Raw genomic sequence first — 26,481 nt, 5'->3', positions numbered from 1 at the left:
TGGGAATATTGATTTTTAATTTAACACGACTGCGCGTGAGTAATGGATGGAAACCTCGTCGCCGAACAGTCGTCGCAAGCGGTTTGAAACGTAACGCAAAGTCAGTATAAATCGTCACGCGCAATAATTTCTGCACATTTGTGGCGGTCTATACTTTGGTAACCCCGTGACTGTCGGCTGATGCGGCACTTCGAGCGTTTGGTCGTGTCATCTGGTCCTGGCAAGCATGCGCGCGACGCTCTTTTCACGATTGCCCTGCGACATCGCAATAATTGTGGGCTGCATGACCAATATAAGGGCTGTATACCAGTAACGCGCATAAATATGCGCGGACGCACTCGACAGTGTAACGAACACGGCGAAACAAACGAACACTGCAGCTCTGCCGTGCGGTATTACATGTTGCCGCCACGCTAACAACCACACGATCACTCCCATCGTCGACATAAGCAGCCAACCAGCTAGTGAAAGCACGCCTCCCTCGATCCACAAGAGCAGGAAGGTATTATGTACAGGAGTTTGCTGAACACTGTAGAGCCTGAATTGGTCGGCTCCAATTCCGAGCAAGGTGAAACCCCGGCTTGCGATCATCTCGAGCGCCTCAAGCATGAGAGCGGTGCGGTCTACGAACGTGCCTGCCTCGGTAATATCGCCGGAAAGCACGGCCCCCAATACTCGCCTCTGGAAGGTTGCCGGGAGATATTCAACGCCACCAAGGAGGAAAAAAGCGGCAATAACGGCAATCGCCGGTATGATTCTCAAGATAAGCGCTGGTCGGAATGTCAGGGCGAAATACGTCGTGAGCCCCGTTACCGTTGCGATGAGGCCCGTGTTGGAACTTGTGAGCACCAGTGCAACAACCATCGTTGTGATAAAGCATAGAAAGGTCAAGATGGAGATGCGGCGGATGTTGAACAGCCAAAGCGTGATAACGATTGCCATGGCGTTTAATCTCGCCGCCCCATTGGCGGTTCCATTTAAGGTTGCCAACCGCATGCCACCGGTGACAACCCGTGAATCGGGTGTGTAACCGACCGTATAAAACGTAATGATGCCATGGATGTCGAGCGCCAGTATTCCCAAAATAAATGCGATGATGAGACGGTATGCCTCGTCCTCGTCGTCCTGTATGAGAATTTGCGGAAGAAGTATGAAGCAAAAGAAGTATTGAAGACAAAGCGCGACGCCACGCCAAGCATCTCCTACAAAAAGGCTGCTGAGGTAGATGCCGCTCGAAACCAAGACAAATGCAGTGATCCAAAAAGGACCAACTTGGCCCAGCGGGAACTTTCGGAGATCTCCCTGAAGAACAATCAGCATCAACGCCAGAATATATAGCCCGTCGCTGGCGGTGAAATAGACGAATTCTGCCTTCAGGTTGAGGAATGGCGAGAGAAATATCGCCGAATAAATTATGTATCTCTTTGCTCGGCTACGCCCTGTCGGGCGTGTCTGCGTCGCCGACCTAAAGGGCGAGGTGCCGGTGGTCAAGCGGCGGGTATTTTCAATCATCGGTACGCTCCTGCGGGACGGAGGACCCTGTCTTTTTAGATATAGCTGACATCAGCGGCTGTCAGGTCGAGGCGAGCGATGCTTGCGGCTCGGTCTGAACATTCCCCGCTGTCCGAAAAGTTCGAGAGTTCCAATCAGTGATACGGAGAAAACTATTTTAACAAGCTTCTAAAATTTGTCGTCGAAGAGGGTACTACACATTAGTGCGAGGCGTAAACGCGGATTATCGCGGAACGACTGCATGTTAAGGCGCGGCGCTGCAGAAAGTTTCTAGCTTCAGCATTTCGCAGTGGTCGTCGCTCAAGCCGGTCGCACACGTCATTCCGTTGGTGGAGGCCGCAGTCAATCATATCCGCGGGCTCGTTGAGCGAAAGCAGCGATTTCACGGACGAAAGACCCACAGGCGTGCGGAGAGATAGTTCCAGGCAAAGACCACAGGCACACTCAGGATCTTGGCGACAGGTGGTGGGATCAGGCTCGCCAGCAGGGCGACGAGGCAAGTCGAGATCAAGAGACCGGTGAGCGTGGATAGGACGAACTTTACCGCCTGCACGTGGCTTCGCCGGGCACGAAAGGTCCATGATCGATTGAGAACGTAGCTGACAAAAATGCCGCAGGAGTAAGAGAGAATGTTAGCGGATGCGGGTATGGTGCCGGCGGCAGCGAGGGAGGTGAAAACGACGAAATCCAATATCGTCGTGATCGCACCAACGACGGCAAAGCGCGCCAGGGTATCGACGCCTCCTTCCCGGGCGACTTGGCCGCGGGCGGGTAGGCGCCGCATCACGGCGACCCCATTTTAGAGGGGGTCCGCTCGCGGCCGCCGTGGAACTCGCCATTCAGGCTCGCCTCGACTATCGGAGCCGGTCGTCGTTTGGATTGCATGAATATCCGCCCGATATACTCGCCGATGATGCCAAGAAAGATCGCGTTGAGGGTGATGGAGAGCAGGATCAGGATCGTCGTGGTGGCAAAGCCCGCCGGCCACTCCTGTCCGAAGATCAGTTTGCCGGCCACGTAGCCAATCAGCAACAGGAAGGTGACGGATCCCATGATCAGGCTGGTCATCGAAGCTATCCGCAATGGAATCAACGAATGGTTGAGAATACCGTCAACTGCCAGGGACAGCATGGCCTTCAGGGGGAATTTGCTCTCACCGGCCGCGCGCGCCTGCCGGTCATATTCGAAGCCGATCTGAGAAAACCCCATCGCGCTGATTAGCCCGCGCAGATAGGGCGATGTGTCATCGACCCCGCGCAATTCGTCCAGAATACGGCGATCGACAAGGCGGAACTCTCCGGCGTTCAGGGGGAGGTCGTCTTCGCTGAGTGCATTGATGCACCGGTAGAAGGCGCGCCTTATGAAGGCAGTGAGCCAATCATCCTTGAGCGAGCGGCGAATTCCATAGACGACTTGATAGCCTTCGCGCCAAAGCGCCAGCATCTGAGGAATGAGCTGTGGCGGATCCTGGAGATCGCAGTCTATCTGAACCGAGCAATCGCCGGTTGCCGCTTTGTAGGCGACGAGGAGCGAGCGCTGGTAGCCGATATTGCGGCTGAAGCGGATGACCCGAACACGGTGGTCCTCGCGTGCGATCTCCTGAAGGATCTGGAACGTGCGGTCCGTGGAGTGATTGTCGGTGAAAATGATCTCATAGGCGTAGCCGGGCAGATCGCGGAATGTCTCCAGGATGGCCGCATACGCCCGCCGCACGTTCGCCTCTTCGTTGAACGCCGGCACCAAAACGGAAATCAACGGTTTCATCTCGGCCACTACGGCGCTCCACTTCCCTTAGTGTGTGACAGGACAGGCAACTGGCCCCGGTCGTAAGGTCGTTCCGGCCGCCTGCGCTCGCGATACCATGCGACGGTGCGGATGAGGCCTTCCGCCAGCGGCGTTGATGCCGTCCAGCTCATGAGGTTACGTGCCAAAGCTGTGTCGGCTCGGAAGTCCGGGATGCCGGAGGACCCGCTTGCTGCACCGTATTCAATGAGGGACGGGTCGGCGCCCGTCTCGGCGACGATGAGCCGGGCGACTTCGCGCATACTCGGTGCGAAGCCCGTGGCAATATTGACGATCGTGCCGCCCGGTGTTTGAGCATCTGCCAAACAGAGAAGCCCGTCGACTGCATCGTCGACATAGATCAGGTCGCGTCGGTCCTCCGGATGTCGCACGACCGACGGCTCTCCGGCGAGGCAGCGGGTGATCAGCCAAGGCAGCAAATAGGCTGTCGACTGAAAAGCGCCATAAACGAGCGCCAGGCGGGCCGTAACGACGGGGAAGGATAGCCGACGCTGAAGCGCGCCAACCAAATGTGCCGCAGCCGTGAGCTCCGCGCCGTAAGCATTGACCGGGGCCTCGCGCATACCCTCCTGAAAGGGGGCGGGCGCCGAACCATATTCGGCGAGGGAGCCCGTTCGGATCATGACTTTCGGGGGACGAGGCGCCATTGCGGCTGCGCCGAGGAGGCCGATCAGCCCGTGCGTCTGCTCACGCATACCTTCCATGGCGTCGGAAAGGTCCGGAGCCTCTTGTCGGCGCGGACGGGCTGCGAGATGAAAGATGTATTCGGGTTGGACTTCGGAAATACAATACTTGAGCGCGTGCTCGGACAGGAGGTCGAAGTTGTGCCGAATAACACCGCCGCGCAGGTCCTGAACTCGCTCGTCGTCGGAGCCGGGGCGAATGATCAGGTGGACCTGATGGCCCTTCGCTAGGCAGGTCCTTGCGAGATGAGAACCGACGAATCCTGCGCCGCCAGTGATAAGTATACGCGACATCGACTTGGACCCAATGTTACTTGCCGCTTCTCAATCATGCACGAAAGCGACGCCTGGTCGACAGATGCCGTTGACCGGCACAGCGTGAGCGCCAGTCTCCTCCGCCCGTTACCTCGGCGCGTGCCCGGCATGAAGCCATCGTTAGATACCCGCAGCTCTCGCCTGAAGTGGTTGCGGTTTCCTCGTCGCCGAAAAACCTTGAGCGAACTCGCGGAACGAAGCATGAATGTGGTCGAGTTGCTCTCGCGTGAGACCGTGATGGCAGGCGAGCAGTATCCCGCCGCGCATCACATCGTCCGCGACCGGATATCCGTCGTCGGTAACTCGGCATTCCACTCCCTTCAGCGCCGGTTGGCGCAGAACATTGCCGGTGAAGACCGGGCGGGTCTGTATTTCCCTGCGTTCGAGGAATATCTGCATATCACGCCTGGTGAATGGCGCATCGGGCCGGACGGTGAGGGGAAAGGCAAGCCAGCCCGTACGGGATCCCGGCAATTGCCGCGGCAGAACGAACCAGTCTTCATATTCTTTGAAGAATGCAAACTGAGCGGCAAAATTGCGCTCGCGCGCAGCTATGTTTGCTTCGAGTCTGTCGAGTTGGACAAGTCCGAAGGCGGCGCCCATTTCGGAGGGCTCCAGATTGAAACCGAGCGTCTCGAATACGAATTTGGCATCGTAGGAGAAGCCGTCGAGATCGATGTTGAAGCGGTTCTCTATGGCTTCGGAATCGACGAACAAGGACGACGTGCGCCCCCAAGAGCGCAGCAACCGTGCCCGACGTGCCAGTTCGTCGTCATTGACGCAAAGCATGCCGCCGTTTCCGCCGGCCGTGATCACGTGTGAACCGTAGAAGCTGGTCGTGCTGACGTCAGAACGAGTGCCCGTGCTCGCGCCATGGATGGAGGCACCGAGCGTATCGCAACTGTCCTCGATGACGAACAGTCCATGCGAGTCGGCAATGGTACGAATGCGGTCCCAATCCGGGAGATTGCCGATCAGCGACGGGATCATCAGCGCCCGCGTTTTGGGCGAGATCATCCGCTCGATAGCGTCCACGTCGATATTGTAGGTCGCCTCGGCCGCGTCGACGAATACTGGCACCAGTCCCGATCTTACGATCGGTGCGACGGTCGTCGCGAAGGTCAGGGCGGGGGTGATCACCTCCGCGCCCTTTGGCAACTGCAGCAATTCTACAGCGAGAAAATTGGCCGACGACCCGGAATTGACCATGATGCCATGCCGCTTGGCGAACAGCGCCGCGACACGTTCTTCCATGGATCTGACCGCGCGACCCATCTGTGTCGAGGTCCGCATGACGTCGACAACTGCCGCTATTTCGGCCTCTCCATAGACGGACTGCCCATAGTTGACACGCATTTCACGCTCCCCATCTGCGGTTCGTTCGGGCGCGGGCTCTAAGACGCGCGGGCCCAGGCTGCGGTGTATTGTTCCAACTGCTGTTGCGAGAACCGGCGTATCTCGGCCGGCTCATCGAGGTAATTCCGGTACCAGGCGACCGTCATGGCGACGGCGTCTTCCAAGCGGAGCAAGGGTTTCCAGCCGAGCTCGACATGCGATTTCGTACTGTCGAGGCGCAGGACAACGGATTCGGCCGGTTCGTCGCCGCGGCGTTCGACGAGATAGTCGGGCGGACGCCTGCCCCAATGCGAGACGACCAGTTCTGCGAGCGTGCCGACATCGACCGTCGCATCCTTTTCCGGGCCGAAGTTCCAGCTTCCTGCGAAACGCGCGCCAGCGTCGAGCAGGCCTGCGGCCAGCATGAGGTAGCCGCGCACCGGTTCAAGCACATGCTGCCATGGCCGCACATGCCTTGGATTTCGCAGTCGTGCCGGTATGCCGGTCTCCGCCGCGCGCATCAGGTCAGGGATCAGCCGGTCGGCGCCCCAATCGCCACCGCCGATGACGTTACCCGCCCGTACCGTGGCAAGTTGTGGACCCTGGGGCGCACTGAAGAAGGAAGACCGATAGGCCGATGCCACGAGCTCGGCGCAGCCCTTGGAGGAACTGTACGGGTCACGTCCGCCCATGGGGTCGTTTTCGCGGTACCCCCAGACCCATTCGCGGTTCTCGTAACACTTGTCGCTCGTGACGACCACGACGCCGCGCAGCGACGGCATTCGGCGAGCGGCGTCGAGCACGACGGCGGTTCCAACGACATTCGTGAGGTACGTGTCGACGGGCGCCTCATAGGAGGCGCGAACGACGGCTTGGGCGGCCATGTGAATGACGAGATCGAAGTCCTGACCGTCAATGGTCTGGCCGAAGCCGGCCTCGGTGCGGATATCACCAATGCGTCCGTCGACAAGGCCTTCGAGATCGATGGCCTTACAGAACGAGGGTTCAGACGCCGGCAACGCGACACCCACGACATGGGCGCCCAGACGCCGAAGCCAAAGCGACAACCAGCCGCCCTTGAAGCCGGTGTGCCCGGTGACCAGGACGCGGCGGTCGCGGAAAATCCGGGAGAGATACGACTCGTCCACGATCGCCTCTCGCTAGATTCTTGCCTGCGGCTGCATGGCAGCGGCGGGCTCAGTTGTCGTGCTTCGTTCGAATTGCAGCCACGGTGGATCGTCAGTCTCCGCAAGGCCATTGAGATAGTCACGGTCGCGCACGGTGTCCATCGGGTGCCAGAAGCCCGTGTGCTTGTACGCGAAGAGCTCGCCATCCCTGGCAAGGTTTGTCAGCGGCGCCATCTCCAACGGTTCCGCCGGGCCGGAGATATAGTCCAGGACGCCGGGCTCGAAGACGAAGAAACCGCCATTGATCCAGGTCTCGTGTTTGCGGACTTTTTCGGTGAACTCGACGACCTTGTTGCCCTCGATTTCGAGATTTCCGAAACGTGCAGGCGGCTGCACGGCGGTGACCGTTGCCAGCCGTCCGTGTGAGCGATGGAAATCAAGCAGCGCTTCCAGATCTATGTTGCCGACACCGTCCGCGTAGGTGACCATGAAGGTGTCGCCGTCGAGCCAGTCGCGCAGCCGCAGCAGTCGTCCGCCGGTCATCGTCGACAAACCGGTGTCGACGACCGACACGTTCCAATCAAGAGGATGAACCGGCTTCAAAACCATTGAGCCATTTCCAAGCGCCACCGTGAAGTCGGCGGTCGACAAATGGAAATTGTGGAAGAAGTTCTTGATGAACATGCATTTGTAGCCACCGGCGATCACAAAGTCGTGGAAGCCCCAATGGCTGTAAATGTCCATGACATGGAGAATGATGGGTTTGCCGCCGATCTCTACCATCGGTTTCGGGATGCGCGTGGTCTCCTCGGCAAGACGAGATCCGAGACCTCCTGCGAAAAGAACGACCTTCATGACGGCCTCCAACAGGTCAGCATTTGAGAACCCGATTGGATCATCCAATCGTTCCCGTGCACGCGTCTCGCAAGAACGCGTGTAGAACGCATCTATCAGGGCGTAAGTTGGAAGCGTATATAAGCCGAGTAGGTGCGAATATTTCAGTATGAAAGCGACTGTAAATAAGATATATTTCTGCGAAATTATTCGGAAATTTTCATATATTAAATTTATGTTATCGTCACTTCTGTAAATCCGCAAGCTGTGCGGTGTCAGGATAATCCCTATGGCCCTGTCGGGATTAACCCGGTGAGCAGGATCGCTTCAAAAGAGGAAATGTCGGCCGGGATCATTTGTTCCCGCTCGCGCCAGGAGGATGTTCCGCGGGCGGGAGCGGTGGTGACCGCCTGATCGGTGTTGCAAAGTGCGGGCAGGTTTTTTTGCGCTGGGGTATCGGGGATGACGGATATTAAAGAGGCTACGCTCTCACCAGTCGCAGTTCATGCGCCGGACCTGAAAACGCTTTTGTTCCGCGCCGCCGTGATCGTCGTGTCGGCGCTGCTTTTGGTGGCCTTGCTGGTCCGTGTGATGAACTACGAGATGCGCAAGGACGAGCAACTCTATGTGCCGCCATTGAGGCTCCTCGATCAGCATCGCTTGTATGAGGACTTCTTCTATAATCACCCGCCAGGCTCGGCGTGGTTATTCCATTGGATGGACAAGATCGTCGGGTCAGATCAGTTGTTGCTCAGCGGGAGACTGGGGGTCTTCCTTGCCTGGTTGTTGCTTGTGGCGGCGATCGGCGGCATCACCTATGTTTTGACGCAGTCCGCCCTGGTCAGCTGGTGCGTCGCGGTCCTCGCCGTCGCGAACGACCTCCTCTTGACACAGACGGGAATGACCGCAACGAACAATCTCCTACCGCTGCCCTTCTCGTTCCTCGGCCTTGGACTGTTCGTGCTTGCTGTCGAAGAAGAGCGGGCAGAGCCCGTCCTGGCCGCGATTGCCGGGGCCTGTCTTTCGCTCGCCGTGAGCTTCAAGATCAGCGCCTTCGCATTCATTCCGCCGGTAGCAATTGCTGCATTCCTCCTGCCACGCTCCTATAGTTTGAGGCAGCGGCTGCTCCGCGTCGTAGCTCCTCTCGCTGGAGGCGGTCTGATCGGCGGGATACCTATCCTCATCTATCTGTTCTCCGCGCCGCAACGATTTCTCGCCCACGTGCTCGGATATCATACTGGTCCGCATTTGCAGTATTGGCAGATGTCCAACGCTGCCGGGGAGGAGGCGGCTATCTCGATTGCCGCCAAACTCATGCTTGCACGAGACGTCTGGCTCTCGGCATCGGTCGCCGTTGCCGTCTCCGCCCTGCTGGCGCTGCTCTTCACGGCGCTTCGGACAGAGGCAAACCGTCGGCCGGGGATGGTCGGCGTCGTCAACGGCCCGCTCCTTATTGTGGCCGGTGCGCTTTTCTGCAGCGCGACACTGAGTCTGGTACCGACGCCGAGCTTCCCACAGTACTTCGCCCTGCCGCTGATCTGTATCCCGCTCGCGCTCGCACTGCTTTTTAGGAGTCTCGACGTGGAGTCGCGGCTGCGCATGCAGCCAGTGCTTCTCGCCGCCGCCATGGTTGCTCTGGTGATCGAGGCGCCGCGTTTCGCTCAATTCGCCGCGACGGCGATCCATCCGGAAAGCTGGACGGTTACGCGGGTACATGAGGCAGGCGTCGCGATCTCTCAGCGGATGGCGGAGGCAGGGGTGCGCGGAAAGGTTGCCACGCTATCGCCGATCTATCCGCTTGAGGGCAACGTCGATGTCTATCTCGAACTCGCGACGGGCCCCTTTGCCTATCGAACCGCGGACATTACCGAAGCGGAACTTGCCGCCTGGTACAAGATGACGTCGCCTACGCGCATCGCCGCAGTGTTGGACGCAGATCCGCCGGCCGCACTGCTGCTCGGCTTCGATGAGGTTCTCGAGCGGCCAATGCAGGCCTACGCGCAGCGAAACGGCTATTTACCTGCGGCCGATTTCGCATTCAAAGATCGATACGGCACCCCGGTCCTTTACTTGCGGCCCGCAACGCAAGGCCGGTCAAAGCCAGCATTATGATCTCTCTGTGCCACGGCAGCACCGCAGCCGGACGTCATAGCCGATCCGCAAGGGAGCGCGGGCCGACAGTTCCGCGGTGCTTCAAACGGATCTGGCAATCACTTTGTCCCACTGTTCCAAAATGGAGGACGTTGCATAGCGCTGCGAGGCAGCAATCGCCCCGGAGGTTGCCAGCTTGTTCCGGAGATCTGGGTCGGTTACCAGAGAGCGAATTGCTTCGCCAAGCTGTTTGACGTTGCCGGACGGGACGAGCAATCCCGTGTCGGGGCCACTCAAAATCTCCGACGGTCCCCATGGGCAGTCGAAGGCAACCGACGCCATTCCCGCCGTCATGGCTTCCAGGAGAACATTTGGAAAGCCTTCGAATCGGGAGCTGAGCACAAAAACATCGCCCGCTCGAATCCATTCGACGGGGGACTTGGTGATCCCCGGCATTCTGACATGGTCACCAATGCCGAGTTCCTGCGCCTGTCGCTCCAGAATTCCGCGCTGCGGCCCGTCGCCAAAGATCGTCAGCTTGGCAGCCGGCACCGACATTGCGACATATCTGAAAGCTTGAAGCAGCAGATCGAAGCCTTTTTGCTTTTCCAGACGACCGACGGCTACGACGCGCGTCCCGTCACCCGGGACTCGCGCGCAATCGCGGGGCAGCGCCACCGGGTTGGGTATGATCTCTGCCTTGGCGCGCAGCCACTTCGGCAGAGATTGGTAAGCATCATTCGTTTGCATCACTAGGCTTGCGGCGCCTCGCGCCGCGACCGGCAGCGCAAGCCGCCAAAGCAGATGCGTCTCCTGCGATCTGAAGTTGTTGCGCTCCGACATGATGATCGGCGAGTGGAGGCCGAAAGTGGCTAACCCCGCCAGCACATTAATTTTGGTGAGGAAGGAGATGACGAGGTCCGGCTCGAGAGCTCGGAGTCGACGCCGAAGTTTCAGCAGCCTGTGCCATGCTTGCGCGAGGCGCGGTAACCTTTGCGACGGCTGTCCGAGTGCTTCGATGGTTATCGCACGATCGTAGGGAAAGTAGGATTCCGGACTGTCCGCGTTGACCGCAAGGACGTGCACGGTATCGCCCTGGGCCAATCGATGGTGCGCAAGAAGGTTGACGATCTTCTCCGCCCCTCCTGCACCCAGTCCGGAAAATACAAATACTATTCGCACTCCGATTCCAATCTTTTTGCGGGAAAGCGACCTTGCAGGTTGGCATTTCTTGAGCCGCAAAATCCGGTCGCATTGCAAGGCCGGGTTCGCAACGAAACCTCGCTGTAGCAGAATGCCCAATCGTTTGGCGGCGGCCTCTGGTCGACTTTGGGCACGCTGCACCCTTGATCTAGAGAAACACACGATAGGCCGTGATCAGCCTACCGGAATCAATTCACGCTCATCCAGCCGTGGGTCAAAGCGAAGTGGACGATTTGTGCTCGCGAATGAAGTTTCAATTTCTCGGTTGCCCGCGCCTTATAGGTCTCGATGGACTTGACGCTGATATTGGTTCGGGCACCGATCTCCTTGTTCGAATAACCGAGCGCCACCAACCGTAGGACATCTTGTTCGCGGGCAGTCAGTCCGACCCCGTCCATCGACGCAGTGGCCGTCGCGCCGCGCTCGCCGGCCGAGGACGTCATCTCGCGCGCAGTCGGGGGATCGAAAAAAAGTCCGCCGAGCATGACGGAACGAACCGCGAGCAACAGATTCTGTGCCGCTGCGCATTTCTGGACGAATCCTTTCGCGCCGACTTTGAGCGCCTGCTGAACATAGGACCGGTCATGGTACTGTGTCATGATGACCACATGCGCCGAACAGCCGTTTGCGATAACCTTTTCCGCGAGCTCAAGGCCACTCATGTCCGGCAGCGATATGTCCAGTATGGATACGTCGGGCGTGGCTTGACAGATCAATGTCAAGCCGTCGGCGCCCGTGTTGGCTTCGCCGACGCAGATGATATCCCCGGACGTTTCGATCAAAGCTCGAGCACCCGCAACGACCAGCGGATGATCATCGACAATGACGGCGCGGATCGACGACATCATACCAGTTCTCCGTCGTGAAGCGGAGCCCGCGAAGGGCCTGTCGGGATTGTCGCTACGAGCCGCGTGCCCCGTACGGCCCGGGATTCGACTGTCAAAGTGCCCCCCAGTCTCGCCACGCGATCTCGCATTCCGGCGACGCCGCTGTGGCCACGCCGGTTCTTATCGAACGACCCGGGCCATCGACCCAGTCCAACGCCGTCGTCCTCGACGGACACGACGAGACAGTTCCGCTCGTGCTCCAGACGCACAGTGACCAGCGAAGCCGTTACTGCATGCTTCGCAACGTTGGTCAACGCTTCCTGGACGAGCCGAAAGACTGCTTCGGCTTCAGCGCCGCCAACGCAGAGGTCGCCGCCGGTGTTCTCCAGGAAGCGCGCGGCGGTTCCGATGCGATCTTCCCACTCTGCGATCAGATCTGACACAGAGGCGACGACGTCACGCATATGCACGCTGTCCGATTTCGGCTCGGAGGTCACTTTCTCGAGCTCGAGACTCAGCCGCTTCAGGATTTCGCGAAGATCGCTGCAATAGGCCAGCGCGACCTCGTCTCGAACTCTAGCTTCCAGCGCCGCCAACCGAAACAAGGCAGAGACGATATGCTGCCCGGAGAGATCGTGAATGTCGCGTGCAAGCCGCTTACGTTCCTCCGCGACCGTATGTGCGGCGGCAATTTTCAGCTGGTCACGGTTGTTCGTCCTGTAAGTAGTCGCTTCCGTCGGTGGAGCAATGGTTTGCTGTCGAGGGGTGGTCGTCCGGAGCGTCCTGGCAGTGCAGAAAAAACTGTCTTGTGACTTAGTCATCACAAATACTCCGCAAAAGCATAAAACAAGCTTGTCTTGCCTATTGTTCGGGCAAGAAGGAAATGTACTGCGGTCGCAGAGACCAGAAAAAATCAAAAAAGTCAGTTCATTGTCTGTGTAAATATTAGAATAACAGATAGTTTCTGCGCGTCAACTTCAACGCTGGTCGCAACTGCCGGCCACCTCGACCGCAAGGCAAAGGTTGCAATCCGGCGTGTAAAACCCTTTTGGGCGCGCGCCTGTTCGATGTCGCCGGAAGGCTGCACTATTAGCATCGTCGACACTTGCAACGGTACTGTGACCGTGACGAGGTGGTTGTTTCTTAAACGCCTTTCCGTAGCCAATCGCTCAGATCCCTACCAACTATGGCGCCGAGCTTCTCCACCTCGGAGTTGTAGTAGTCGATCATACGCTCGCGCAGCTCGCCGCTCAGCGGTGCGTACTGAACTTCGCCGGCGGCTAGTGACCACAGCTTCTTGAAACCGGCATTTTCCCGGAACGGCGCCACCACGGGTTTCATAGGGCGCAGCAGGCGTCGCAAGGTCGGGTTGATAACGGGTTGGGATTTGTCTTTTACCCTTTTTTCCAGCGGCCGGAGGGGACGGTCGTCCGCGGCCTTCAGGAATTTTCGGACGCGGTCTATCTGTCCGCCTGCATCGGTTTTCATATCTTCGTAGAGAAGGACGAGAAGCTGATCGGCGGGAAACCGGTCGAGGTAAGATTGCAACTGTTGAAAATAAAGGCCGCCGTTCAGGAAGCGCCCACCGGCGCCGCGACGCGGGTCAAGGTACTTTCCGATATCTCGGCCAACCTCGGCCCTGCGGTAGAGCATGCAATAGTCGGAGTAGGCTCGTTCGACGGGGTTGCGAAGCTGCGCGATCAGCAGCGTATTTGGAAGCCTTTGCTTTATCCGCTCTGCCGCCTCTGGCGTATCCAAGTAGGAGTTGGACTTCTCCCCGACGAGACGTTCGCTTTTTCGTCCCTCGAAGTTGGAGAGATACCACTCGTCTCCACGGTCATAATAGCGGCTGAAGTAATGCAACTCAGGACTCGGCATGAATATGCTTGGATCCTGCTGAAGAGATTGCTGCAGCCAGGTGGTAGCGCTTTTCGTCGCGCCGATAATCAGGAAATCAATCTCTTGCATCTCCATCTTTTACTCCTTCACGTCTGTCACGGATGAGGACGCATGGACAGGACTTAAACGGACCGACTTGACGTTATTGCGCGCTACGAGAGTTTCATAAAGCCGGCTGATTCCATCGACATGCGCTTGCCTGCCATATTGAGCGTGCGACGCGTCCCGAGCCGTTGCGCTGATCCGCGTCCACTGCTCCTTGTCGAACAAAAGGCGCTCAAGTGGAGGAACCATGGCTTCCGGCCTTTCAGCTTCCACCAGATATCCCGTAATCCCGTCGTCTATAGCTTCCGGGTTGCCGCCATGATCGGTGGCGATAACGGGCGTCCCGAGGAGCATGGCTTCGATCAGAGTACGCCCGAAAGGTTCATTGACGGCTGGAACCAGCAAGGCGTCGAGGGCGCTCATGCAGGGCTCTACCGGCATGCGAAAGCCCATAAGATGGATTCTGTTCGAAATCCCGAGTTCTTCCGCCCGCTGCCTGACGGCATGGCCCAGGTCGGGTCCGTCAGCGGGGGATGAGCCGAAGAGCATGCCGGCCAAGGGGAAGGCCGGATGCTGTCGAAGAAATGCGTGAACGGCCTCCACGAACCTGACAGGCCTCTTGCGCTCAATCAATCCGCCGACATACCCGACGAAGCGTGTATCTGGAGGAAGACGCAATTCTTCGACGAACCGTCGTCGGCTGTCCTCGCGATCCGGTAGCGTGCGCGGGTGATCAAACGGGCTGTGCAGCACCGTCGTTTTGTGTGCGACCGGCACGATGGGTCTGGCGGGTTGAACGAATTTGGATACCGTCACGATGTGATTGGCAAGCAGGGGTGCCAATGTGTTGACCCCATATGCACTCGGATCGCCGCGGTGATGCCAGAGCAGCTTGCTGCCTGCAATTCTCGCCGCCAGCGCCCAAGTCGCGTGCATTCTCCCATCATTCGTGTGCACGATATCGACATTGTGCAAGCGCAGAAAATGCGTCAGCCTTGCTGTCGTCCCAAAGAAACCGGCCCCCATTGCGATGATGTCCTGGATTTTTCTACGCTTTTCCGGGGAAAGGATGGCAATGTTCGGGGCAGTAACGACAGGAATATTCTGGGAACGCAGGTGTTCATCAAGTATAAGCCCTCTCTTGTGAAGAATTACCAAGGGGTGGAACTTTGTCTTGTCGAGCCCGGCGATCAGCCCTATCGCAGATATATGGCTTCCGCCTAGGTGGTCTCCGAGAAAAGGGAAAGCTATAACAATTCTTCCACGGGTCGGAAGAAGGTATTCACTATCAATTCCGCGAGTGGAGTCCATCAATAACTCCTTTTTTCTTAATGTTATTAAATAAAAGTGCTTACTCTTCTGGCGTGATATTGTTGGGTGCAGACCGGGCGCAAAATAGAATGAATATGTCATTCATCGTAGCAAACGCGGGCACATTGAACAAGCAGACGGGAGTTCACAGGACGGCCGATCTCGCGCTTTCCCCGAGCGCAAAAACTGCGGCGAACGGACGACCGCCGGGCGAGACCTCCTGGCAACGTTGCGGACGGTTGGACTCGGCTCGTGGCAGATCTCAGTTCGCCGGGGTCCGACGATAGGCGACAGTCATTACCGACAGCCAGATCAAGGCCATAACGATATGGGCGATGTTGGCGCCCATGGCGCCGATCCGCGGGATCAGGAGCAGCGCTGTGGCGTGAAACGCCAGGGTTGCGATGAGCACACCCCGCAATATCTGGTCTTCCCGCCCCATCGCCAGAAGCGCCAAACGCATGACGGTTCCGTACAATATCAGAGTGACGGCAATGGATTGAACGAGAACCAAGGGAGCTGCCGCCACGAATTCCGAGCCGACGGCCAACTCCAGGATCGTGCCGATTGTGAGGTACACCCCGCCGACGAGCACTATTCCCAAGCAGAGCAGAAGTCCTCGCGTTTGCGCGACGATGCGATGGAACTCGGAAAATGCCTGTGAAGCCCAGGCTCGGGTCAGGTCCGGATAAAGTACCGCCTGAACCTGATCGCCGACTTGCTGCGCAAGCCGCCCGATGCGTTTGGCGATATGATACAGGCCGGCGGCCGCTGGGTCGGCCAGATATCCGACGAGAAGGGTGTCGAACTGATTGGCGCTCGAACGGAGCGTCAACGACAGGTTCGTGGAGATCGCGAATTTCCACAGGCCCGGGAACTGGGATGTGATTCCTCGAAGGGAAGCGGTGAGCATACCGCCTAGCATGCCGCGTCTGTGCAACTCGGCCAGCGCAAGGCTAACGATGCTCAGCGCGCCGATGATCTGAGTTACCATCCAGATCAATACGAACTCGAACAGGCCCCCACCGAGGGCAACGCCAATCGCGCAAAGCATGACCCTTAGGAGGCTCGTGGCGACTTGGCGAAAGGCAATGGATCTGAACTTTCCGAACAGGCGCAGAACTGCCGTCGGCATGCCGGTGATCTGGAAGGGCAGGACTGAACAATACAGGATTACAAGGCCGGAAAGTTCCTCCGAGATCCCGAACCACGGCGCGGCCGCCCACACGAGCGTCACGGCTATCAGCCATCCGGTGGCCGCTGCGGAAATGTCGAGCATCAGGCCGAATTTCAAGAGCGAAGTCAGTCGTTCCGCATTTTCCGCTTCCGCGCCATATTTGATCAGCGGCTGCCATGACTGGAAGTTCACCAGCCGCTCGATGGCGCTGGTATACGTAAAGCAGAGAGCAAGAACGCCATAGGCAGTTGGACCGAGCGCCCGGGCCGTCAAGGCAAATCCCACGAGGCCTATGAGCGAAGTGAGGACGTTCCCTGTTAGCAAATGCCCAATATTCGCCAGGCGCTCTTTCAGGCCCTTGTCCCGCGCCAGGACCTCTCGCAGTCCGCGGATTTTCTTGGCTAGCATTTCCCCGATCGCCAAAGGAACCTCCTAGCTCGCAAAAGGGCGGCCATACTTACAGAAAAGACGCCCCCTGCGGCTGCGGCGCACTGGCGAAGGGATCAAGTTGGTTACAGGAGTGTCGCCGCAGGTCGCGGAGAAATGTGGCCTCTGCCGCCGCGCCCGAAGGCGCTTTTCGAGAACGAGCCTTGCGCAAGGTCGTCTTGTCGATCGTCGTCACTCGCAGCCCCCGACGCCACAGCAGTTAATTTCCTTTGACGTACCAGTGTCTCGAAGAATATAGTCGTGAATATATATTTGGTAGCGTTTTCTTTATTACTTTTTTGGAGTGCTGTTGAGATGGGGACCTCACCGACCGCAACCAGAATTAGCTCGCCCCTATGTGCATGGAAAACGTGCCTGGTTTTGATCGCGCTACTGGCGGTTGCAACCGTGATGGGCGTTCAGTCCACCGCTTCTGCGGCTGAATACAGACTCTCCACAGGCGATGAGCTGACCTTTGACTTCCTCGACGATGCCGAGCTCCCGGTCAAGGCGACTGTTGCCGGTGACGGCGAGGCCCAGTTCCCGCTGATTGGAGCGGTGAGGGTCGTCGGGCTCACGATAGCGGAAGCACTTGAAAAGCTCCGCAATGAATATCGCAGCCGCGAAATCTTGGTCGACCCCAAGCTGTCTCTCAATATTTCGACGTTCCGGCCGATTTTTGTTCTAGGGGAGGTGAGGAATCCGGGTTCGTTTCCGTTCTATAGCGGTCTGACGGTCGAGCAAGCCATTGGCTTGGCTGGTGGCCCGCAGGTGGTGGCAGCGAATGCCTCCGACCGGCTGATCGCTCGCGCGCGCCTGCGTGGAGAGATCGAAGGTGCCGTTTCGGAAATAATCCACGAGGCCGTCTATGCCGCAAGGTTGGCCGCACAGCTAAAGGCCAGCGGCAAGATCGACCTCAATGATGTGCCCCCGGTTGCGAGTGACTATGTAAAGGATGTCCCGCTAAGTGGAGTCATCGAGGTCGAGGAGAAAATCCTCAAGGCGGACCTCGCCGCCAACAAGTCCCAGACGCAAATCCTTTCGGAAAGCATCGCGCAGGCGGAGGGCGGGATTAAGATTTTGGACGAGCTCGTTGTGCAGCAAAACGAAGTTCTCAAGAACACCGAGGAAGACTTGGCGCGTATCGGTGTCCTTCGCAAGCGGGAGCTGAACACTGAGAGCGAGCTTTCTCGCGCGAAGAACAATGCGTCGGCCGAGAAGGCGCAGCTCCTCCAGATATTTGCCACGCTTGCGCGCTCGCGTCAGGAACTGAGCGAGTTGAAGCTGCAGCTTGTAAAACTCGAGGCCGACCGCGAGAAGGAAATTCTGACTCAGCTTCAAGAGCGCGAAATAGCCATCAAGAAACTGATTGCAACAAAGCAAACCGCTGAGGAGCAAATGCTGCTCATGGCTGCCGTTGCGGCAGACGAATCGAAGAAAAACCAAGTTTCATACACGTATGAGATCCGTCGAAACCCGGTCGGTGCCAAGCCGACCAGCCTACAAGCGTCCACGTTGACTGAGTTGCTGCCAGGCGATGTGGTCGTGGTGAGTATCGCCGGAATGTAAGACATTTCAGTCATATTCTAATCTACAAAGCGCTCGGCGACCTGCAGGCACCGACGAAGGGGCATTGAGTTGAAGTTCAATCGCGAGCATGCCGTGTCCGGCCTTGCCCTAGCCACGTCCACGGGGGGCCATCGTTTCAAACGCGTCCTCGAGTGCCTGCTCGCCGGATTTATCCTTGTCGTATGCGTGCCCCTGATGGCACTGACAGCCCTCGTCGTGTGGCTGAGCGTCGGCTCGCCGCTGTTCTTCAGGCAGGCGCGCGCGGGCATGGGCATGCGCGTGTTCACCATAGCCAAGTTTCGCACGATGACCGATGCGCGTTCGTTGGACGGTACCTTGTTGCCGGACGAATTGCGGCAGACGGCGGCGACCGCGATGCTGAGGCGGCTGCGCTTCGATGAGTTGCCGCAGCTTCTTTCCGTGCTTAGCGGTGACATGTCGATGGTGGGGCCGCGTCCTCTGCCCCTCGCGACGGTTGCAGCCTTCGGTGAACTTGGCCGGATGCGTTGCCTGGTCGCGCCCGGCTTGACCGGTTGGGCGCAGGTGAACGGTAACACGCGGCTCTCCGATAACCAGAAGATCGCCTTCGACCTTTGGTACGTCGCCCATGCCAGTCTCTGGCTCGATGCGAGAATCTTGCTGCTGACGTTGAGGACGCTCGTTGTTGGCGAACGGATCAACGCGAGACATCTGAAGATGGCTGAGGAATTCCTTTCAAGTCATGCCGGCGCGCAGCGATCAAGGGGGAGGCGCTAGGCAGGGTCTGATCGAAAGCCAGTCTGCGGGAGGCGGCGAAGAGGACGGAATTCAAGCTGACGACAGCTGGCGACTTTTTTGTATTTTTATTCGCGGGGCGGTCCAGTCTGCAAAATGGGCGAACGCCACCAAATATTTTAGGAGGTTTCATGCGTCGCGCGGGCACCCTTTCCTTCGGGCGGACTTTGGTCGTCGCTCCGCATCCTGATGACGAAGTGCTGGGGGTGGGCGGGACGATTGCGAGGCTTGCGTCCGAGGGAGAGGAGGTTTTCGTCGCAGTTGTGACGGAGGGAAAACCGCCGACCTTCCATCCTGCAGACGTGGCAAAGACGCAAGCCGAGGCTGCGGAGGCGCATCGTATACTGCGCGTCAAGGAAACGTTCTGGCTGAGACTGCCGGCCGCGCGGCTTGCGGAGACGTCGCACGCGACCGTCAATGGCGCGCTCTTCGAGCTCGTTCGTCGGCTGTCGCCGCAAACGGTGGTCCTGCCATTCGTCGGCGACATGCACATGGATCATCAGCTGACCTTTACGTCGGCGCTCGTTGCCTGCCGGCCGCACCAGGCGGACTTCCCGAAGCTCATTCTCGCCTATGAGACCTTGTCGGAAACCAATTGGAATGCACCCTATTTGTCACCTGCATTCGTGCCGAATGTCTTTGTCGACATCAGCAAGCATCTCGAGACGAAGCTGACGGCAATGCGGATGTTCGCCTCGCAACTGCGTGAACCGCCCCATGAGCGCTCGATCGCCACGATTAGCGCGCTGGCCAGCTTGCGCGGTGCGACGGTGATGCAGCAGGCAGCGGAAGCATTCGTCCTGGTTCGTCAGATCGTCTGACGACGCCTGGAAGGCGTTTGCAGGGCGCTGTTTTCAGGGCGGCCGACGAGAACGGCGCCCATCTCGGGTTCGATGCGTCCGGCGCTGGCCGGAGACGAGAAATTTGCGAAGTGGAGACGGAGACGCATATGGGACGGTGGCCGGTTTACGATGAGGAGCAGATCGAGGACGTCATCTCCGTTCTGAGGTCGGGGGAGGTGAACGCGTGGACTGGGCCACACGTGCGCAATTTCGAATCGGCGTATGAGCGTTTTCTCGGCGTCAAGCATGTGGTCGCGGTAGCGAACGGTACAGTTGCGTTGGACCTGGCGCTTTTCTCACTGGGGATTGAGCCCGGAGACGAGGTCATCGTGACACCACGCAGTTTCATCGCCTCCGCCTCCGCGGTGCCGATGGCGGGCGGGGTTGCCGTTTTCGCTGACGTCGATCGCGACAGCCAGAACATCACGGCGGAGAGCATAAGGGCCAAGGTGACGCCGAGGACGAAAGGCATAATCGTCGTGCATCTGGCTGGCTGGCCTTGCGACATGCCGGCGATCATGGCGCTCGCCCGCGCGAATGGTCTTTGGGTGATCGAGGACTGCGCGCAGGCCCATGGCGCTGAAATCAATGGCCGGCCGGTCGGCAGTTTCGCCGATATCGCGGCATTCTCCTTTTGCCAGGACAAGATCATCACAACCGGAGGCGAAGGCGGGCTCGTGGCGATGAACGATGACGAGCTATGGGCAAAGGCCTGGAGCCGCAAAGACCACGGAAAGTCCTATGACGCCGTGTACAACAGGCAGCACCCACCGGGCTTCCGTTGGTTGCACGAGTCGATCGGGACGAACTGGCGGATGACCTCGATTCAGGCTGTTCTGGGACTGCGGCAATTGCAACGCCTTTCACAGTGGCGCAGCATCAGAGCGCACAATGCTGCAGTCCTGGCCAGGGCCGCAGAAGAGATCGAAGCGTTGCGCACACCGCTGCCGACAAGGGGCTATCAGCATGCATGGTATAGATTCTACACTTTCGTCCGGCCGGAGTTACTGAAGCCGGGTTGGACCCGGGACCGTATTGTCGCCAAGATTAATAGTGCCGGTATCGCCTGTTTCAGCGGGAGTTGTTCGGAGATCTATCTCGAGAGGGCTTTTACTGACATCGGCATGGCGCCGGCCGAGAGGCTGCCGGCCGCCCGGGAACTCGGAGAAACGAGCCTGGCGTTCCTGGTCGATCCTACTCTCGACACGACCGCCATGGAAAAGGCGGCGCAGGTGCTACGCGAAATCTTTGCCGGCCACTGAATCGAGTGCATGTCGCTCAAAACGTGTGCAGCGTTTTTGAGACAGCGACATGCATGAAAACAAAGACCTGAACCGCGTCGCATGGGACCGTTTGAACGCGACGCGCTTTGGGCAAGTACATTGCGCGTGGGGAACGGAATTGGTCCATGCGGGCTCGAAACACGGCGCTTGCGAGCATTGCCGGCGCGCCCTCCCGTTGCGTGCTAAACCTGAAATCCGGTGTGGCCGATGAGCTGCTTGCCGGCGGCGGTCAAATTGGTTGAGCACAGCCGTTCGATCTCCAATATCTGTACCTCGTCTAGGTAGTCGCGAAATCCGCCAACCTTGCCCTTTCGCATACGCAGGCTTTCGACATCGTTTCGGTTGTACTCGTGGGCTGGGATGCCCTCGGCTCGCTCCCGGTTCTGCATGGCATCAAAACGGCCGGCATGGACCGCATCGTGAAGAGCATTCCGGTCGACGTGGCACCCCAGGAAGCTGAGGGCGGCTTCCGTTTGCTCTTCCGCGTCGGCGGATAGGCTTTCATAGCTCAGAATGAAGTGCGCCCGGTTCGAAAGCCCGCCCGCCCACCGGTTCAGATAACGGATCATGGCAGGCATCCCCTGGTCGCGATCAACGATGAAATCCGAAAGGCTGCCCTGGAAGCGGTGCTTGTGACGCGTTGCATGGAAGTAGGCAGAGACGATCACGTCACGTGGATCCCTGACCATTATGATGACGGGGCGCCTGAGAAAACGGCTTGCCTGGTAGTCCAGATGACTGACGAAGATCCTGGGTACCGGCCCATTCTCGTCGGCGTAGCGATGGGCGGGGATTCCCCGCTTTGGGTCAAGATCGAAATTTGGCACAATGGAGAACATGTTATGCAGGTCTATCGGCTCGGAGACATCGGCGACCGAGGCAAAATAGTGCGATAGAACGTAACGGAACCAGGTGCGGCCGGACTTTGGGTAGGAGACCAGGAAAGCGTCGGCGCGGGCGGCGTACGCGGTGAGCCGCGCTCGCTTAGCCATCAGGCGCCAGACACGGCCGAATAGGTTAGCCATCTTCTCCCTCCCATGCTTTCGGCAATGTTTTAACGATGCAGGTATACATAAAAAATTGCGGATGCGTTCAGTCGGTTCGATTGCTTAAGTCCACATTTGATCGTAGTGTATCTTCATATATTGAATTATACGATGAATAGCGTCCAATTCGTCCTGTTGCATTGTGTGCTGCAATAAATAAGCCGTAAATAATGTAGGCGTTGATTCGAGATAGAATGCACTCTGGGCCATCCCAGTTAAAGCTCGCCCCACACTCACTTGCTGTTTTAAGACTGCTGCGGCGGCGCCTGTAAGTTGAATATGAAGTGAAAAGGATGCATCCTGTCAACAACGCAATTGGCGATTGCAACCTGGCCGGGCAAGCCCGCGAATGCTCGAAGCGACAACCGGGGGTGCGTTTCGCGAACGCCGTCAGCTCGTATCGTGGAGTTCGGGGGGCACCTGCCTTGTTACGGAGTTTGCTGGCAAGAAGTCAGGGTGGGAGGTGTTGAGGAATGAGCGAGGGCGCGAGTGTCCGCGCATTTGGAGCAGCCAGCATCACCGGTGCCCGCATTGTCATCGTCGTTCCGGCTCTCGGCGCAGGAGGTACCGAGCACGTCGTGAGCCTGATAGCAAACCATTGGGCCCGCGCAGGGCATAGGGTCACTCTTATCACCCTGGAGGCGCCGGGTGTCAGACCCTACTACGATCTCGACCCGGATATCGCGATAGTTCAGTTGGGAGTACCTCCTCGAAGGTCTTCGAAACTGCGGTCGGGTCTACTCGTTCTTCGCAGATTGCAGCGGCTGCGCAAGGCCATTCGCCGTTCGGAGCCTGACCTCGTCTTGAGCTTTCTGACGCGAATGAACGTGCTGACGCTGCTGGCCGCGATCGGCTTGACGGTTCCGGTTGTCGTCTCCGAGCGGAACAATCCGGCGCTGCAGCCATTTGGGCCGCTGTGGAAATGGCTCCAGAGTCTTTTGTATCCACGGGCATTCGGCCTGGTCACCATGACCAAAGGTGCTCTTGACCATTTTCCGGCGAACGTGCGCCGTCGAGGATGGGTGATTGCCAACGCAGTCGATTTGCCGGTCGGATGGCAGAAGAAACGGGGCAACAACATCCTGGCGGCAGTGGGGCGTTTGACGCATCAAAAGGGGTTCGACCTCCTGCTGGAGGCTTTTTCAAGAGTTTCGAAGACCTATCCCGAGTGGAAGTTGGTGATTTGGGGGGAGGGCGATGAAAGGCGGAAGCTGGAGGCCCTGCGCGACACGCTTGGATTGCGCGGACGCGTGGAGATGCCAGGGGTAACTCCGCATCCGGGGCTTTGGATTGAGACCGCGGACGTTTTTGTATTGTCCTCACGCTACGAAGGATGGGGAATTGTCTTGCTGGAAGCAATGGCTGCAGGACTTCCCGTGGTATCCTTCGAATGTGAATGGGGGCCGGGCGCCATGATAAGAAATAGCAGCGACGGCATACTCGTCCCGCAAGGAGATGTCGAAGCTCTCGCGAAGGCACTCGCAGAAGTGCTGGGTGATCGCTCTCTTAGAGAGCGGCTGGCCATGAGCGCTGAGGTGAGCGCCAGAAGATACTCGCCCGAGCGGATACTCTCCGAATGGGATGCTTTGGCTTTTTGCGCCTTGAACCGTGCGACAGCGACGCGGTTACAGGATGCGTGACACGGACGGCCGGCGCGAGATGGCCGTCGTTGCGGTCGAGTGAGGGTGTGGTGGACAGCGTCCGCGTCGTGCGTGGCACTTCGGCCAGTCGTCGCAAGCCTTTGTTTTGATGCGACCTAAGAATAAGCTCGCACAAAGGCAAGTTGTGTGGCAAGATCGTGGTTGGAAAATTGATTTTGTACATACATAAAAAATTACTTCATCAATCGAGCATGGGAGCGGAGCAAAAATCGAAAGCTCTTCTTGATTTTGCGCCGCCACCATCGAAGTGCAATGACCTTTTCAGTCTAGAATTAAACCCCAATTGATTGGCTGAACTGCAGCGCCCGGGGGTTGAAAGAGGGGCACGATGCTTACCTTTGATCGGGAGTTTGAAGTCCGCGAGGAGAACCGGCGCGGTGGAAGTATGTCCTCGCCCTTTGAGCGTGATACTTCCAGCTACGGCCTTTCCGACGTTCTGAATCTACTGCGGCGCCATGCCAAGTTTATTGTCGCGGTGATCGCGGTTGGCACCCTGCTGGCAGCCGTCATTACTTACTCTCTGACAAAAATTTACACTGCTTCGTCCACGCTTGTGTTCGATCGGAACGACACACGTCCCTACGAATCCGTGCTCGAACTGCAGAAGCTGGAGCGCGACAAGTCGGCGATGGAAACCGAAATGGATCTTGTTCGGTCGCGCGAGTTCCTTGGGTTTGTTGTCGATGATCTGAAGCTTCAGGAAGACCCCTATTTCAACCCCAAGCTTGCGATCGCCCATGCCGAGACTGAAGGGTCCTGGTGGTCGCGATGGCTTGATGGCTCCTCGGGTAGCAAGGGCGCCAGGGGCCGAGAGGACTTTCGTGCGATTACCGTGGCGGACGGCAGGCAACGCGACCGTGCAATCACACGGCTTGCGGCCGCGGTTTCCGCCGACCGGAAAGGCGACAGTCTCGCGATGACCATCTTCGTCAAGCACCCGATCCCGGCCCAGGCCGCTGAAATTGCGAACGGCGTTGCCTCGAACTACGTCGAATGGTCGTCGAAGTTGAAAGAGGCGGCCGCCAAGAACACGGTGAATTACCTGCGTAGTCAGGCTAATGCACTGACCGACTCCATTGCTCGCAAAGAGCGCGAGGTGGCGGATTTCACGGCGCGGAGCGATCTGACCTTTGATCCGAGGGATGATGTGCTGCGCGCGCGGGTGGATCAGTTGAACGAGCAATTCACCCTGGCGCGCGTTGAAGAAGCCGGGGCTTGGGCCAAGTTCAATGAAGCGAAACAACTGCTTGCGAGCAGCGTGGATGCCGCTGGACGTGTGTTGACCTCAGACCTGCTGAGCAATCTGAGAAGCGAGGAGGGGACACTTGTCCGCACACGCGCGCAGCTTACGGCCAAGTACGGACGGAATCATCCTCTCGTCTTGGATGCAGACGCAGAAATCGCCTCCAATCAACGCTTGATCGACGCGGAAGTCCAAAGGGTCGTGCAGGAACTTGCAAACGAGGCAAAGATCGCAACGGTTCGAGTGAAGAAGTTTCAGCAGGAAGTCGGCCTACTGCAGAAGCAAATGCAGGATCGCAACCTCGATGAAATCCGCCGGCGCGAATTGGAACGCGATCTGCTGGCTGAGCAGAAACGGTATGACGAAATCGTCCTGAGGCTAGGTTCGTTTGATCCCGAGCAGGAAGAAGTGAAGGCAACCGCGCGAATTGTATCGTTCGCCGAACTCCCGGGAGAACCTTCGTTCCCGAAGCCGGCGCTTATCATGCCGGCTAGCGTTATCGCTTCGCTTTTGCTCGCCGTCATGGGCGCAATTGCCTTCGATGCGCTGGATGATCGCATCAAGACGCCGCGACAGGTTGAGGAAGCAACGCGACGGCCTAATCTATTGTCGATCCCGGATGTAACGGACATACTGCAATCGGGAGAGGGCCCCTATCAACACATGCTCGCCAATCCGCACTCGCCTTTTGCACGGTCAATGCGATCGCTGTCTCTCTCCTGGCGGGCGATGGATCTGGGTGCGGATAAGAAACTTGTCATGTTCTGCTCGGCCAAAGCGGGCGAGGGGAAGACAACATGTGCTTTAGGCATGGCGGCTGTGGCGACCTTGAGCGGGCTTCGGGCTATCATTCTGGATATAGATCCGAAAGCGAGCGGGGCCGCGGCCATTCTTGGTGTTCCGACCAAGCATCCGGCTCGCGGCACATCTCTTGATGGAACCCTAGATCTTGAATCGGCGATTGCGGTCGCTGCCGAGTATCCCTTCCTCCGGATCCTTAATGCCCGACTCGGCCTGCACAACCATGAGGAACTCTTCGAAGAACTGCGTCGCCGGTTCGATCTGATCATCGTCGACGCTCCCGGGCTCGATCGTGACGATGACGCCATATGGCTGTCTCCGCATATGGATGCGGTCCTGCTCGTCGTCGCGGCAGGCCGCACCGGCCGCCGGGCCTTGGAGGACGCTGTGGAGCGGCTCGGCGTCAGCCGCGCGCCAATCGTCGGCAACATCGTGAACTTTTCGTCGGGTCTGAGCGAGGTGTCGCCCATCAGCCGGCTTCAGGCCATTAGAACAGGTGCGCGCGAAAAGCTGAAGAGCCTGACGACGGGCCGCCGTTTTGGCTAGAGCATCCCGCTTTCAAGCGGAATCACTGAAAGCGGATAAGATGCTCTAGAATCAAAGTGCTAGAGCGTCCTTTGTGCGTTCGCTTGAACGCACGGCGCGCTAAGGTCCGTACTCAATCATGGCTATGA

Annotated in this window: 21 protein-coding genes; 7 read left to right on the top strand and 14 right to left on the bottom strand. The window is 58.3% G+C overall.

The features are described from left to right. Positions 1-207: 207 nt before the first annotated feature. The 7 genes from RB548_RS31005 to rfbF form a co-directional block, all read right to left on the bottom strand. Positions 208-1,512 (bottom strand): O-antigen ligase family protein, encoded by a 1,305-nt coding sequence (locus tag RB548_RS31005; RefSeq protein ID WP_331376200.1) that lies wholly within the window; start codon positions 1,510-1,512, stop codon positions 208-210. Between the two features lie 382 nt (positions 1,513-1,894). Further along, a complete protein-coding gene (locus RB548_RS31000; RefSeq protein WP_331376199.1) occupies positions 1,895-2,296 on the bottom strand; it encodes a GtrA family protein in 402 nt (133 codons plus the stop codon). Next, complete coding sequence (locus RB548_RS30995; RefSeq protein ID WP_331377172.1) at positions 2,296-3,276, bottom strand: glycosyltransferase family 2 protein; 981 nt, start codon at positions 3,274-3,276, stop codon at positions 2,296-2,298. The genes RB548_RS31000 and RB548_RS30995 overlap by 1 nt, the downstream gene beginning before the upstream one ends. 8 nt (positions 3,277-3,284) lie before the next feature. Next, a complete protein-coding gene (locus tag RB548_RS30990) occupies positions 3,285-4,292 on the bottom strand; it encodes an NAD-dependent epimerase/dehydratase family protein (RefSeq protein ID WP_331376198.1) in 1,008 nt (335 codons plus the stop codon). A gap of 141 nt (positions 4,293-4,433) precedes the next feature. After that, positions 4,434-5,669 (bottom strand): aminotransferase class I/II-fold pyridoxal phosphate-dependent enzyme, encoded by a 1,236-nt coding sequence (locus tag RB548_RS30985; protein WP_331376197.1) that lies wholly within the window; start codon positions 5,667-5,669, stop codon positions 4,434-4,436. Positions 5,670-5,707: 38 nt separating this feature from the next. Next, the gene (gene rfbG, locus RB548_RS30980) at positions 5,708-6,796 is read right to left on the bottom strand and encodes a CDP-glucose 4,6-dehydratase (protein ID WP_331376196.1); all 1,089 of its coding nucleotides are present in this window, start codon (positions 6,794-6,796) and stop codon (positions 5,708-5,710) included. Between the two features lie 12 nt (positions 6,797-6,808). Continuing rightward, positions 6,809-7,630 (bottom strand): glucose-1-phosphate cytidylyltransferase, encoded by an 822-nt coding sequence (rfbF, locus tag RB548_RS30975; RefSeq protein ID WP_331376195.1) that lies wholly within the window; start codon positions 7,628-7,630, stop codon positions 6,809-6,811. Positions 7,631-8,071: 441 nt separating this feature from the next. On the opposite strand from rfbF, the gene RB548_RS30970 reads away from it, so the two are divergent. Further along, positions 8,072-9,721 (top strand): hypothetical protein, encoded by a 1,650-nt coding sequence (locus tag RB548_RS30970; protein WP_331376194.1) that lies wholly within the window; start codon positions 8,072-8,074, stop codon positions 9,719-9,721. Positions 9,722-9,802: 81 nt separating this feature from the next. Here RB548_RS30970 and RB548_RS30965 read toward each other — a convergent pair whose 3' ends face one another. From RB548_RS30965 to RB548_RS30940, 6 genes are all read right to left on the bottom strand, one after another. Further along, positions 9,803-11,002: a glycosyltransferase family 4 protein gene (locus RB548_RS30965; protein WP_331376193.1), complete on the bottom strand. Its 1,200-nt coding sequence runs from the start codon at positions 11,000-11,002 to the stop codon at positions 9,803-9,805. 89 nt (positions 11,003-11,091) lie between these two features. Then, positions 11,092-11,751, bottom strand: a complete 660-nt coding sequence (locus tag RB548_RS30960) for a response regulator transcription factor (protein ID WP_331376192.1) — start codon at positions 11,749-11,751, stop codon at positions 11,092-11,094. Next, on the bottom strand, positions 11,748-12,551 hold the full coding sequence (locus RB548_RS30955) for a sensor histidine kinase (RefSeq protein ID WP_331376191.1): 804 nt from the start codon (positions 12,549-12,551) through the stop codon (positions 11,748-11,750). Before RB548_RS30955 ends, RB548_RS30960 begins: the two co-directional genes overlap by 4 nt. Positions 12,552-12,873: 322 nt before the next feature. Further along, positions 12,874-13,704 (bottom strand): sulfotransferase family protein, encoded by an 831-nt coding sequence (locus RB548_RS30950; protein WP_331376190.1) that lies wholly within the window; start codon positions 13,702-13,704, stop codon positions 12,874-12,876. 3 nt (positions 13,705-13,707) lie between these two features. Next, a complete protein-coding gene (locus RB548_RS30945) occupies positions 13,708-14,985 on the bottom strand; it encodes a glycosyltransferase family 4 protein (RefSeq protein WP_331376189.1) in 1,278 nt (425 codons plus the stop codon). Positions 14,986-15,247: 262 nt separating this feature from the next. Further along, positions 15,248-16,585: a lipopolysaccharide biosynthesis protein gene (locus RB548_RS30940; protein WP_408642476.1), complete on the bottom strand. Its 1,338-nt coding sequence runs from the start codon at positions 16,583-16,585 to the stop codon at positions 15,248-15,250. 414 nt (positions 16,586-16,999) lie between these two features. Here RB548_RS30940 and RB548_RS30935 point away from each other — a divergent pair, with 414 nt between their 5' ends. The 4 genes from RB548_RS30935 (at position 17,000) to RB548_RS30920 (ending at position 21,035) form a co-directional block, all read left to right on the top strand. After that, complete coding sequence (locus tag RB548_RS30935; protein ID WP_331377171.1) at positions 17,000-18,157, top strand: polysaccharide biosynthesis/export family protein; 1,158 nt, start codon at positions 17,000-17,002, stop codon at positions 18,155-18,157. Positions 18,158-18,226: 69 nt separating this feature from the next. Further along, a complete protein-coding gene (locus tag RB548_RS30930) occupies positions 18,227-18,913 on the top strand; it encodes a sugar transferase (RefSeq protein WP_331376187.1) in 687 nt (228 codons plus the stop codon). 149 nt (positions 18,914-19,062) lie between these two features. After that, entirely contained in the window at positions 19,063-19,752 is a 690-nt protein-coding gene (locus tag RB548_RS30925) for a PIG-L deacetylase family protein (protein WP_331376186.1), read from the top strand. Between the two features lie 128 nt (positions 19,753-19,880). After that, the gene (locus RB548_RS30920; RefSeq protein ID WP_331376185.1) at positions 19,881-21,035 is read left to right on the top strand and encodes a DegT/DnrJ/EryC1/StrS aminotransferase family protein; all 1,155 of its coding nucleotides are present in this window, start codon (positions 19,881-19,883) and stop codon (positions 21,033-21,035) included. A 203-nt stretch (positions 21,036-21,238) separates the two neighbouring features. Here the strand turns inward: RB548_RS30920 and RB548_RS30915 are convergent, their stop codons facing one another. Then, on the bottom strand, positions 21,239-22,081 hold the full coding sequence (locus RB548_RS30915) for a sulfotransferase domain-containing protein (protein WP_331376184.1): 843 nt from the start codon (positions 22,079-22,081) through the stop codon (positions 21,239-21,241). Positions 22,082-22,575: 494 nt separating this feature from the next. Between RB548_RS30915 and RB548_RS30910 the strand changes: the two genes are divergently transcribed. Next, on the top strand, positions 22,576-23,742 hold the full coding sequence (locus RB548_RS30910; RefSeq protein ID WP_331376183.1) for a glycosyltransferase family 4 protein: 1,167 nt from the start codon (positions 22,576-22,578) through the stop codon (positions 23,740-23,742). 349 nt (positions 23,743-24,091) lie between these two features. Beyond that, on the top strand, positions 24,092-26,353 hold the full coding sequence (locus RB548_RS30905; protein WP_331376182.1) for a GumC family protein: 2,262 nt from the start codon (positions 24,092-24,094) through the stop codon (positions 26,351-26,353). The last annotated feature ends 128 nt before the right edge of the window (positions 26,354-26,481 follow it).

The sequence above is a fragment of the Sinorhizobium chiapasense genome (assembly GCF_036488675.1).
In the GTDB taxonomy this organism is placed as follows: Bacteria; Pseudomonadota; Alphaproteobacteria; order Rhizobiales; family Rhizobiaceae; genus Sinorhizobium; species Sinorhizobium chiapasense.
This window is presented reverse-complemented; position numbering and strand designations above follow the sequence as displayed.